At 73.1% G+C, this 10,970-nt stretch carries 14 protein-coding genes; 9 read left to right on the top strand and 5 right to left on the bottom strand.

Annotated elements, in window-relative coordinates; all coding sequences use genetic code 11:
* Positions 1–106: 106 nt before the first annotated feature.
* Positions 107–814: a respiratory nitrate reductase subunit gamma gene (narI, locus tag ABFX54_RS54460; protein WP_346115216.1), complete on the top strand. Its 708-nt coding sequence runs from the start codon at positions 107–109 to the stop codon at positions 812–814.
* A 36-nt stretch (positions 815–850) separates the two neighbouring features.
* Here narI and ABFX54_RS54455 read toward each other — a convergent pair whose 3' ends face one another.
* Entirely contained in the window at positions 851–2,101 is a 1,251-nt protein-coding gene (locus ABFX54_RS54455) for an MFS transporter (protein WP_346115215.1), read from the bottom strand.
* A gap of 176 nt (positions 2,102–2,277) precedes the next feature.
* On the opposite strand from ABFX54_RS54455, the gene ABFX54_RS54450 reads away from it, so the two are divergent.
* Positions 2,278–2,457, top strand: a complete 180-nt coding sequence (locus ABFX54_RS54450) for a hypothetical protein (protein ID WP_346115214.1) — start codon at positions 2,278–2,280, stop codon at positions 2,455–2,457.
* A 139-nt stretch (positions 2,458–2,596) separates the two neighbouring features.
* Here the strand turns inward: ABFX54_RS54450 and ABFX54_RS54445 are convergent, their stop codons facing one another.
* Both ABFX54_RS54445 and ABFX54_RS54440 read right to left on the bottom strand, forming a co-directional pair.
* Positions 2,597–2,788 carry a DUF1918 domain-containing protein gene (locus tag ABFX54_RS54445; protein ID WP_346115213.1) on the bottom strand — a complete coding sequence of 64 codons (192 nt, stop codon included), beginning with the start codon at positions 2,786–2,788 and terminating at the stop codon, positions 2,597–2,599.
* A gap of 101 nt (positions 2,789–2,889) precedes the next feature.
* Positions 2,890–3,303: an Hsp20/alpha crystallin family protein gene (locus ABFX54_RS54440; RefSeq protein WP_346115212.1), complete on the bottom strand. Its 414-nt coding sequence runs from the start codon at positions 3,301–3,303 to the stop codon at positions 2,890–2,892.
* Positions 3,304–3,497: 194 nt separating this feature from the next.
* Here ABFX54_RS54440 and ABFX54_RS54435 point away from each other — a divergent pair, with 194 nt between their 5' ends.
* Complete coding sequence (locus tag ABFX54_RS54435; protein ID WP_346115211.1) at positions 3,498–4,184, top strand: CBS domain-containing protein; 687 nt, start codon at positions 3,498–3,500, stop codon at positions 4,182–4,184.
* 82 nt (positions 4,185–4,266) lie between these two features.
* Here the strand turns inward: ABFX54_RS54435 and ABFX54_RS54430 are convergent, their stop codons facing one another.
* Both ABFX54_RS54430 and ABFX54_RS54425 read right to left on the bottom strand, forming a co-directional pair.
* Complete coding sequence (locus ABFX54_RS54430; protein WP_346115210.1) at positions 4,267–5,115, bottom strand: universal stress protein; 849 nt, start codon at positions 5,113–5,115, stop codon at positions 4,267–4,269.
* Positions 5,115–6,326, bottom strand: a complete 1,212-nt coding sequence (locus ABFX54_RS54425) for a 2Fe-2S iron-sulfur cluster-binding protein (protein WP_346115209.1) — start codon at positions 6,324–6,326, stop codon at positions 5,115–5,117. The genes ABFX54_RS54430 and ABFX54_RS54425 overlap by 1 nt, the downstream gene beginning before the upstream one ends.
* 143 nt (positions 6,327–6,469) lie before the next feature.
* Here ABFX54_RS54425 and ABFX54_RS54420 point away from each other — a divergent pair, with 143 nt between their 5' ends.
* The 6 genes from ABFX54_RS54420 (at position 6,470) to ABFX54_RS54395 (ending at position 10,904) form a co-directional block, all read left to right on the top strand.
* A complete protein-coding gene (locus tag ABFX54_RS54420) occupies positions 6,470–7,516 on the top strand; it encodes an HAD-IC family P-type ATPase (protein WP_346115208.1) in 1,047 nt (348 codons plus the stop codon).
* Positions 7,425–7,748, top strand: coding sequence for a cation transporting ATPase C-terminal domain-containing protein (locus tag ABFX54_RS54415; RefSeq protein WP_346115217.1), 324 nt, complete (start codon positions 7,425–7,427; stop codon positions 7,746–7,748). The genes ABFX54_RS54420 and ABFX54_RS54415 overlap by 92 nt, the downstream gene beginning before the upstream one ends.
* Positions 7,749–7,884: 136 nt before the next feature.
* Positions 7,885–8,202 carry a DUF4342 domain-containing protein gene (locus ABFX54_RS54410; protein WP_346115207.1) on the top strand — a complete coding sequence of 106 codons (318 nt, stop codon included), beginning with the start codon at positions 7,885–7,887 and terminating at the stop codon, positions 8,200–8,202.
* A gap of 98 nt (positions 8,203–8,300) precedes the next feature.
* Positions 8,301–8,732 carry a hypothetical protein gene (locus ABFX54_RS54405; protein ID WP_346115206.1) on the top strand — a complete coding sequence of 144 codons (432 nt, stop codon included), beginning with the start codon at positions 8,301–8,303 and terminating at the stop codon, positions 8,730–8,732.
* Complete coding sequence (locus ABFX54_RS54400; RefSeq protein WP_346115205.1) at positions 8,729–9,628, top strand: V-type ATPase subunit; 900 nt, start codon at positions 8,729–8,731, stop codon at positions 9,626–9,628. The genes ABFX54_RS54405 and ABFX54_RS54400 overlap by 4 nt, the downstream gene beginning before the upstream one ends.
* Positions 9,615–10,904 (top strand): V-type ATPase 116kDa subunit family protein, encoded by a 1,290-nt coding sequence (locus tag ABFX54_RS54395; RefSeq protein ID WP_346115204.1) that lies wholly within the window; start codon positions 9,615–9,617, stop codon positions 10,902–10,904. The genes ABFX54_RS54400 and ABFX54_RS54395 overlap by 14 nt, the downstream gene beginning before the upstream one ends.
* Positions 10,905–10,970: the final 66 nt, after the last annotated feature.

Here is a 10,970-nt window from a genome sequence, read left to right as displayed (position 1 = left end):
CCCCGGCCGGGGCGCGCGAGCGCGAGGCGGCGCGGCGGGTGGCCGCCGAAGGGCCGCCCGCGGAGGCCGTCGGCCTGGAACCCTACGCGGTGATGGAGGCGGGCCGATGAGCGTCCTGCTGTGGGTGGTGCTGCCGTACGTGGCGCTGACCGTGTTCGTGCTCGGCCACGTGTGGCGTTACCGCTACGACAAGTTCGGCTGGACGACGCGCTCGTCCCAGCTGTACGAGTCGCGGTTGCTGCGCATAGGCAGCCCGCTGTTCCATTTCGGCATCCTGGCCGTGGCGCTCGGCCACGTCGGCGGGCTGGTGATCCCCAAGAGCTGGACCGAGGCCGCCGGCGTGAGCGAGGAGCTCTACCACCTGGCCGCCGTCGTGCTCGGCACGGTCGCGGGCGCCGCCACCGTGGCGGGCCTGGCCATCCTCGTCTACCGGCGGCGCACGGTCGGCCCCGTCTTCACCGCCACCACGCGTAACGACAAGCTGATGTACGCCGTGCTCGGGCTCACCATCGCCCTCGGCCTGGCCGCGACCGTGGTGGCCAACCTCGTCGGCGGGGGTTACGACTACCGCACCACGATCTCGCCCTGGTTCCGGTCGATCTTCACCTTCCAGCCCGAGCCCGCGCTGATGGCGGGGGCGCCCCCGCTGTTCCGGTTGCACGCGCTGAGCGCGCTGGTGCTGTTCGCGATCTGGCCGTTCACCCGGCTGGTGCACATGCTGACCGCGCCCGTCGGGTATCTCACCCGGCCGTACATCGTCTACCGCAGCCGGGACGAGGTCCGGCCCGCCGGCCGCTGGGAACCACCCCGTTGACCTGCCTTGTCGCCGGGCCCCGCTGACCGGGCGCGATCACGGCCGGCCGGCGGGGGCCTGCCGGGCGGCCAGGGCCCGCACCGCGGTCAGCGTCAGCACGACCGCCAGCGCGGCGGTGCCGGCGAGCAGGGCCAGGCCGAGCCCGTACGAACCGAGCCGGCCGTAGATGAACCCCATGACCAGCGGCGGCACGAACCCGCCCAGCCCGCCGGCCGCCCCGACCAGCCCGGTCACCGACCCCACCTTGTCGGCCGGGGCGGCCTGAGCCACGAGCGCGAACGTGGCGCCGCTGCCCGCGCCGAGCGCCGCCGCCATGGACAGGAACGCCACCGTGCCCACCGGCATCAGCGCGGGCGTCAGCGCCTGGACCGCCGCCATGACGGCGACCACGGCGAACACCCCGGTCAGCACCCGCACAGGTCCGATCCGGTCCGACAACCATCCGCCCAGCGGCCGCATCAGCACCGCCAGCACCACGAACCCGGCCATCCGATAGGCGGCGTCGGCCTGCTCCAGGCCGTACCCGGTCTGCAGGTAGGCAGGCAGGTAGACGGAGAAGGCGACATACCCCCCGAAGGAGGCGGCGTACAACAGGCACGCCTGCCACGTGATCGGTAACCTCGCCGTGGCCGCCAGCCGCGCGAGCAGCGGCTGCCCCGCCACGCTCCGCCCGGGCGCGTCCCGCAGCACCAGCCACGCGACGACCGCGTACAGGGCCAGCACGACCGCTGTGATCACGAACGGGAGGGCCGCGCCGCCGCGCTCGACCAGCCCGACCGTGGTCAGCGCGCTGATGGCGGTGCCGCCCATGCCCGCGCCGAAGATCCCCACCGCCAGCCCGCGCCGGTGCGGCGGGAACCACGCGTTCACGAACGGCACACCGACCGCGAACGCGGTGCCCGCGACACCCAGGAAGAACCCGCCGGCCAGCAGCGCGGTCAGGGACGTCTGCCCCGCCACGCCGATGAACAGAACGGGCACGACGGTGACGGCCGACACCAGCGGGAACATCACCCGGCCGCCGTACCGGTCGGTGAGCGCCCCCACCGGGATCCGCCCGAGCGAGCCGACGATCACCGGCACCGCGACCAGCAACGCCTGCTGCGGCGCCGACAGGCCGAGCAGCTCCTTGAAACGCGGGCCCAGGGGGCTGAGCAGCGCCCAGGCCCAGAAGTTCACCGCGAAGCCTGCTGTCGCCAGAACCAGCATCAGCATGGCCCGGCTGTCCGTCCGGCCCGTCGCCGTCCTGCCGCTCTCCACCGTCGAGCGGCCCTTCATCCCGATCATCCCGATCCATCCCGTCAGTCAGGCACCGTCGCGCGCCGTCGTCATGCGTCCGGTACGAGCGTCCGCGCCGGCGGCGCTGGCGGCCAGTGCCATTGGTCCCTCGGGGTGAGGGCCTTCGCCGGTGTCCCCGGCCGGGTACGGGAGCCACCATGGGCTCATCAGGAGGTGAACCGATCATGATCGGTGGACGCGTGATCATGGAAGCGCCGCTCGTCGAGGCGGAGCTGCTGACGCTGAAGAAGCGGGTCGACGGTCTCGAGGAGCAGGTACGCACGCTGACGGCGGCGAACCTGGCCCTCGTGCGCAGCATGGAGAACCTGCAACGAACCTCGACCGCACCGGCCGCGGCCGGCTGATACCGGCGAGCTCGGCCCTCACGTACACCACGAACTCGTCGAGGTCGGGCACGCTGGGTCCGGGTCGGCTACGAGGGTGATGACGCAGGGCGCATTTGACGGTGCGGCCGTCGCGGCGCCGGCCCGATCGATCGGCCGGTCATCGACGGCCGGGAAGCACGCGCGCGTCCGGCCCCGGGTAGACAAGAGACTCGTGCCCGTTGTCCAGCCAGCGCACCCGGTAGGGCGGCGAGCCGTCGGCATGCTCCACCCCCACGACGACGCCTTCCCGGCGGACATTGCCACCGTACGTGCCCTCCACGATCAGCCGATCTCCCACAGTCGCTCTCATGGCGGGCTCCTCATCTCGACGGGGTGTCTCACGAACCTCGGCAAACTCTCCCGAGCAAGGCGACGGGCGCGGGCGGGGCGCCGCCCGCGCCCGTCCAGGCGTCAGTGCTCGACGGGGATCCGCCGGCCCTCGGCCTTCTTCTCCTCGGTCAGCCCCACGCTGACCTCCAGGACGCCGTCCCGGTAGACGGCCTTGACGTCGTCGGTCTTGGCCGTGGCGGGCAGCGTCACCGTCCGCGTGAGCGCTCCGTAGGCAAACTCGGAGCGGTGCGGCTCGGTGGTCTTGCGGGTCTTCTCCGCCCGGATGTGCAGCGTGCCTTCGTTCACCGTGACCTCGACGTCCTTCTCAGGGTCGATCCCGGGCAGCTCGGCTCGCACCACGTACCGGCCGTCCTCGATGTAGTCCTCGACCCGGACGATCTGTCCGAACGGGCGGAACCCGAACATCGGGCTCTCCATCCACTCCAGCAACTCCGGGAACGGGAACCTGATGTCCCTCCGCTCAGGCAGGTTCATCACAGCCTCCTTCCATGGGACCCCCGTCCCACACCACCAGGCCACACCCGGGCGCGCCCCGTCCCCAGAGGAGAAAGCCCTCTCCCCGGCGGGACCATCGTCACGTTCGCGCGGGACCGGGCTCGGGACCTCGGCCCCTACCACCGCCGGGACACGCGCGCTGCGATGAGGGCCTGACCCGAAGGAGGAACACGATGTACGTCACCGTCAACGAGGTCATGACCCGCGAGGTCGTCTCGGTCCATGCGGACACCCCGTTCAAGGACATCGCCGAAGCGCTCATCGAACGCGGCGTCAGCTCGGTCCCGGTGGTCGACGACGCCGGCCGGGTCCTCGGCGTCGTCTCCGAGGCCGACCTGCTGTGCAAGGAGGAGTTCCGCGAGCTCTACTACCAGGAGGGCTACAAGCCGCCGCTGAAGACCCGGCTGCGCCACCGCCTGTCCCCGGAGGGCGCGGGCAGGCGCCGCAAGGCCGCCGGCGACACCGCCGCGGACCTGATGACCGCCCCCGCCGTCACCGTCCCCGCCACCACCTCGGTCGTACGGGCCGCCCGGACGATGGACGAGCACGGCGTCAAGCGTCTCGTCGTCACCGGCGACGACGGCGCCCTGTGCGGCATCGTGAGCCGCCGTGACCTGCTGAAGGTCTTCGCCCGCTCCGACGCCGACATCGCCCGCACCATCCGCGAGGACGTGCTGGAACGTTCGCTCTGGATCGAGACCCTCGGCATCAGGGTGACGGTCGCCGGCGGCGTCGTGACGCTCACCGGCTGGATGGACCGCCGCAGCGACGCCAGGATCGCCGTCCGGATGGCCGGCCGGGTGGACGGCGTGGTCGACGTCGTCGACCAGCTGAGCTGGAAGCACGACGACACCCGCTGAGGGCGCGTGGGAAAGGCGGGCGTCACCACGGACCACCGCGACGGGCGAGCGGGCCGAGCCGACGACGCGTGCGGCAAGGGCGTCATACCGGTGTCGCCGGCGCGTTCACCACGGCGACGGGGCAGTGTGCCCGGTGCAGGACGCCGTGGCCGACGGAGCCGAGCCGCGCGCACGACACCCCGGTGAGCCCCACCGAGCCCACGACGACGAGATCGGCGGTGCGGGAGGCGGCGGCCAGAGCCGCGGTGGGGTGCTCGAAGCTCATGGACACGGTGAGTTCGACGCCGGGGTGCCGTTCATGCCAATCGGCCAGGCGCCGCTCGATGCCGTCGTCGGCGGGCACCGGCCCGAAGCCGACGGGTTGCGGGGCGACGGGCGCGTAGCGCAGGCCGTGCAGGACACGCAGCCGCCCCCGGCGGGCCGCGGCCTGCTTCGCCGCGTACTCCAGAGCCTGGTCCGCGGCAGGCGAGCCGTCGTAGCCCACCACGATCTCACCGCTGGGCGCGCGCGGCATCCGCCTGACCACGACCACCGGGCAGGCCGCGCACGCGGCCAGGCCGAGACCGACCGAGCCCAGCACCAGGCCGGCGAAACCGCCCAGCCCCCTGCTGCCCACCACCACGGTGTCGGCCGTCTCCGACTCGGTGCGCAGCCGTTCGGTCACCGCTCCCGTCACCAGAGCGGTCGAGATCGACGCCTCGGGGGCCGAGTCGCGGGCCCGCCGGGCCGCGCCGGCCAGCAGCCTCTCGCATCGGGCGGTCAAGGTGTCGTCCGGAGTGGAGGCGTCGAAGGGATGCTCGGCGCACCAGGGCTCGCGGACGTGCACGATCCGCAGCGGCAGCCCTCTGCGGCCGGCGTCCACGGCCGCCCAGTCGAGCGCGCTCCGCGCTATCGGCGAGCCGTCGAACCCTAGGACGATCGGTGCGGGCATCACTGGCTCTCTTCCTGGCGCAGGCGGACGGCGGTGACCTTGTACTCGGGGCATGAGGTGACGGTGTCGGCGTGACCGGAGGTCAGGGCGTTGACCCGGCTCGACGGGAAACTGCGGTCACGGCCTCGTCCCGCGCCGCGCTGGTCACGGCCTCGTCCCGCGCCGCGCTGGTCGTCGGCGGGGCCGATGCCGAGCTCCCGGCAGGTGCGCGCCAGCTCGCCGTCTCCCTCCAGCGCGTACGGGGGAAGCACCGAGACGATCAGGCCGACCGCGTCGCGGCGCAGGCCGGGCAGGTCGTCCTGGTGAACCTGGATCTCGGCGCCCTCCTCCGCCGGGGTCACGCAGGCCGCGAGATCGCGTCCGCCGGCTCGTACCAGGCACGTCCGGCAGGAGCCCACGGGTGTCAGCCGTTCGTCGTGGCAGAGCGCGGGCACGTCGGCGCCGGCCGCGCGCAGGGCCGTGAGCAGCGTCGCGTCCTCCGGAAGGGTGACGGGGACGCCGTCCACGGTGGCCCTCATCCGCCCCATCCCGTCAGACGATCGCCATAGGCGCGGACGAGGCCGCGGACGGCGTGCGGCAGCCGGCGGCCGAACGCGCACAGGCCGGCCTTGCTCATCACGTTCAGCATGGCCGCGTAGTCGTCGCCGGGAGGAGCCGCGTGACTGGCCTGTTCCAGCCCCCGGCGAGAGCCGACCCGGCAGGGCGAGCAGGCGCCGCAGCACCTCGACGTCCAGGTCCACGTCGCTGCCGTGCACCCGGCGGCCGAGGTGACCGTCCGCGCGTACCCGCTCCGCCGCCTCCCGCATGCTCGCCAGCGCCCGTGGGTACTCCGACCGCACCAGCACCACACCCCGGCGTGCCCCGCAGGCGAAGCAGGCCAGTGCCGGTCCTTCCAGGATCCGGTCCGGATCGGCCTCCATCAGGAGCCGGTCGGCGTAGGAGCCCGGGTCGCCCTCGTCGCCGTTGGCGATCACCACGGTCTCCGGCGAGCCGCCCGCCGAGGCCCGCTTGGCGGCGACGTCCGGTCCCGCGCACGCCGTCTCTCCGTCCAGCGCGGCGGGTCCTCCGTAGCAGTACCCGAGGCGGCGGACGGTCTGCAGCGACACCTCGGAGCCGTCGCGCTCCTGGTCGGCCGCGACACCGAGCACCCGCTCGATGGCGCGCAGATGGCGGCCCGCCTGGGCCGCGAAGCAGGCCGTCGCCTCGATCAAGTGGGCGCCTGGCCGGCCACGTCGCTCAGCGAGGGCACGAAACGCATCGAAAAGACTCCTTCATAGGTTTTCACATGCCCATTTCCCGGATATCGGACACATACTTTTGGATCCGATACGGAGTCGGCTAACGACGGACTGTGATGGGCAAGGACCATGGGCATGGGGGATCGTTCGTCGTCGGCGGCAAAGCCGCCGGCCGGCTCGCGGATCAGATCGTTGATCCGGGTGAACCGCTGCCGTTGCTGCGCAAGGAACTGGCCACGGGGCCCGGCGGGTTGTCGGAGCGAGAGACGGCCCGGCGGCCGGCGGTGTACGGGCCCAACCAGGTGCGGCGGCACCAGCGCACCTCACCGGCCGGCGAGTTGGCGCGTCAGCTGGCCCATCCGCTCGCGTTGCTGTCGTGGGCAGCCGGTGCGCTGGCGTTCCTGGCGGGCACGCCGGTGCTGGGCTGGGCGATCCTGGCAGTGATCGTGGTGAACGCGGCGTTCGCGTCGCTCCAGGAGCGGCAGGCCGAGCGAGCGGTGGAGGCCCTGGCGGCCTACCTGCCCGAGCGCGCCAAGGTGATCCGTGATTCCCGGTCCAGGACGGTGGAGGCCACCCAGGTCGTACCGGGCGATCTCGTGCTGCCGGAGGAGTTGCTGACCGGCGACGCCGAGATCGTGTTCGCCCGGTCGTCACCGGAGACCAAACTGAAGATCGCCGACGCCCTGCGCGCGCACGGGCAGGTCGTGGCGATGACGGGAGACGGCGTCAACGACGCCCCCGCCCTCCACCGCGCCCACATCGGTGTGGCGATGGGCCGCTCCGGCACCGACGTGGCCCGGGAAGCCTCCACCACGGTGCTCACCGACGACAACTTCGCCACCATCGTCGCCGCGATCGAATCGGGCCGCCGCGTCTACGACAACGTGCGCAAGTTCATCCTGTACAGCTTCGCGCACACGGTGCCGGAGATCGTCCCTTTCCTCGTCTTCGCGCTCGGCGGCGGGTTGATCCCGCTGCCGCTGACCGTGCTCCAGATCCTGGCCATCGACCTGGGCACCGAGACGCTCCCCGCGCTGGCGCTGGGCCGCGAGCCCGCCGAACCAGGCCTATCTGACCGCCACCACGGCCACGTTCGCCGGACTGGTCACCTGCCAGGTCGGCACCGCCTTCGCCGCCCGCGCCGACCACGCCTCGCTCCGTGAGGTCGGGCTCACCAGCAACCCGCTGCTGCTCGGCGGCATCGCCTTCGAATTGGCCTTCACCGCTGCCTTGATCTATGTGCCTGCGCCGCAGGACCTGTTCGGCACCGCCGCCCTGCCCGTCGACGTGCTCGCCATCATCGCCGTCTTCCCCTTCGTCGTCCGGGGCACCGACGAACTGCGCCGCTGGGCGGCCCGACGGCAGGCCGCCCCATCGCCGGCGACCCGCCCGTGACCACCGGCGGCGGGCCGAGCCGGTGCTCGCCGTGGCACGTTGTGCCTTTCGGCCCGGCCGCGACGACTTTCGGCCCTCTTCCGACGGCCGCCCTTCCTCTTGGCTGGAGTCAGGACAACGAGAGAGGGACGTCACCATGACCGTCACTGAGGAAGGCGCCAAGGTGCGCGGCGCCGAGCTCGCCCGCAGGCTCAGGACCGCCCTGCACGAGGGCAACGTGCGCCGGATCATCGTCAAGGACGCGCACGGGCGCACCGTGATGGAGGTCCCGCTGACGGCGGGGGCCGTTGCGTTCGTCGCCGCCCCGTTCCTCACCGTGCTCGCCGGGCTGGCCGCCGTCGGGGCCGAGTGGACCATCCGTGTCGAACGGCGGATCGAAGACGCGGGGAACGCGGACGCTTCCGTCGGCGTCGAGGTCGTGCCGGACGACACGAGCAAGGCGCCCGTGGCCTGAGCGGCATGCCGTGATCGGAACGCGTCACGGGGATCGGGCGCTGAGGGGATCCGATCGTAGGCCGCCTGGCGGCCGGAGCCGGTGAAGGGAGGTCCGTCATGGCGCGGTTACGGGAGTTCGCCGGACGGTTCCGCCCGGCGGGAGTGCCGGGCGCCGCCGCACCCGCGGGTGTGCCGGCCGATCTGCGCGCCGGTCGCGAAGCCGAGCTCGAACCCGTCTTCGCCGCACTGGCGGAGACGGTGAGAACCTGCTCGGACCTGCGCGAGCAGGCCGCCGAAGACGCTCGCGCGACCGGACGGCGCACCCGCGAGCAGTGCGAGTCCATCCTCGCCGATGCGCGTTCCCGTGCGGCCGCCGAACGCGCCGGCGCTCTCGCGTCGGCCCGCGGCCGCAGACTCACCGAGAACCAGGCGCTGCTGGACGAGGCCCGGCGAACGGCCCAGGAAGTCCGCGAACGCGCACGAACCCGGCTGCCGTACCTGGTCGAGCAGGTGCTCGACCGGATCCGCGGACTGGGGGCACGGCCGTGAGCGGCGCCTGGGTCGCGGGCACGACCAGGGCGAGGGCCCTGGTGCGGCGCCGGCTGGGTGAGGCCGGGGTCAGGCAGCTCGCGCGAGCCGGGAGCTTCGAGGCCGCCGTCGTGGCGCTGTCCACCGGCCCCTACGGTCACGACGTCCGTCCTGGCATGAATCCGGCGCGGGCCCAGCAGGCCGTGGCGGCCACGTTGATGTGGCACTCCAGGGTGCTGGCCGGTTGGGTGCCCCGCCAGGGGGCGGACGTGCTGCGACTGCTGGCCCGCTGGTTCGAGATCGCCAACGTCGACGCCCTGCTCCACGGTGCGGACGAGCGGTTCGAGCTGGGGTCGCTGGCCACGTCGTGGTCCCGGTTGAGCCAGGCCGGCACGCCGCAGGCGCTCCGTGCGGCGCTGGCCTCCTCGGCCTGGGGCGATCCGGGCGGTGACGGCCCGAGGGAGATCCAGTTGGGCATGCGCCTGTCCTGGGCGGCGCGTGTGGCGGAGGCGCTCGATCCGGCGCTGCCGTGGGCCGCGGGGGCGGCGGCGCTGCTCGTGGCCAGGGAGAGGTTCCTGGAGCGGCGCGAGCTGAACCCGCGGGCATCGGATCGGGTTACGACGCTGCTCGGAGCGAAGGCGCCGCATGCGCCGTCGCTTCCCGACATGACCGCCCGCCTGCCGGTGGCCGCGTCCTGGGCGCTCGAAGGGCTGGACGAGCCGGAACACCTGTGGCGCGGCGAGGTCCGATGCTGGCGGCGGATCGATCGCGACGGCCACGCTCTGCTGGCCGGATCGGCGTTCAGGCTCGAACCCGTCGTCGGCGCGCTGGCCGTACTGGCCGCCGATGCCTGGCGGACGCGGGCCGCGCTGGCCCGCCTCGCGCGCGGGGTGAGGGATGACGATGCGCAGGCGTGAGGTGAGCAGGCGGTGGCGGCCGGTGCGGATGTCACGGGTGGCCGTGGCCGCTCCGGAGGCCCGCATGCGGGACGTGCTCGCGCAGGTGGGCGACGCCGGGTGCGTGGAGTTCGAAGGCGGCCCTGACCTGGACGGGTATGGGGAAGCGGCGGTGGTCCGCGACGGTGTGGCGGCGCTTCCCGGCTGGACGCCGCAGCCCGCGGTGGCCCCTCTGGCGGAACGGCTGGCTCCGCTGGGCGGCGCGCTGGTGCCGCTTCCGCATCCGCGCGGTGTGGAGGCGCCGTCGCTGCTACGCTCCGGCGGGCTGCGCGGGTCGATCAACCCGCTGGTGGAGACGTACGGGGCGGTGCCGTACACGGACATCGACCCCGCTCCCCTGGCCATGGCCGCGTACGTGCTGATGTTCGGCATGATGTTCGGCGACGCCGGGCACGGCCTGCTGCTGCTCGTCCTGGCGGGGCTGCTGTTGTCGGGCCTTTGGCCGCGGCTGCGCCGGATGTGGCCGTTCGCGGCGGGGGCGGGGTTGACCAGCGTGCTCTTCGGGCTGCTGTACGGCGAGTTCTTCGGCCCCACCCGGCTCGTGCCGGTGCTCTGGCTGCGGCCGGCGGCCGAGCCCATCCCGCTGCTGCTGGCCGCGCTCGGCGCCGGCGGGGTGCTGCTCGGCGGGGCGTACCTGCTGGGCAGCGTCAACCGGTGGCGCGAGGGTGGCTGGCCGCTGGCGCTGTACGCCCGCTCGGGCATCGCGGGGGGAGCGGCCTTCCTCGGGATCGGGCTCGTGGCCGGTGGCTGGTACACGAGGTCCGGCTGGCTGACGGGCTGCGGGATCGCGGTGGCGCTGGCCGGGCTGGGGCTGGTGTTCGCAGGCTTCCTGGCCGAGGGCGGCGGGGTCACGCAGGCGGTGATGGAACTGTTCGACGTGGTCGTCGGTCTCGGCTCCAACGTGGCGTCGTTCGCCCGGCTGGCCGCCTTCGGCCTCACGCACGCCGCGATCGGCGGCATCGTCTGGGAGGGCACCGCCGGGTTGTGGCCCTCGCCCGGCGCGGTCGTGGTGTTCCTGCTGGGCAACGCGGTCGCCTTCGGCCTGGAAGGGCTGGTGGTCGCGATCCAGGCGTTGCGCCTGGAGTACTACGAGCTGTTCTCCCGTGTCTTCCGCACCGAGGGGCGGCCTTTCCGCCCCTGGCACCTCCCGTTGGAGGGATCGGCATGTCCGTCCGGCTCAGGCGAGGGATCCTCGCCGTCACCTCTGTCATCGTCCTGCTCGCCGTCACGTTCCTGATCGTGACGCTGACCGGCACGGCGGCCGGCTCGCGGGGCGCCCCGCAGCCCGCCGACGCGAACTGGG

It is taken from the genome of Nonomuraea maheshkhaliensis (assembly GCF_039529435.1).
Lineage (GTDB): Bacteria > Actinomycetota > Actinomycetes > Streptosporangiales > Streptosporangiaceae > Nonomuraea > Nonomuraea maheshkhaliensis.
This window is presented reverse-complemented; position numbering and strand designations above follow the sequence as displayed.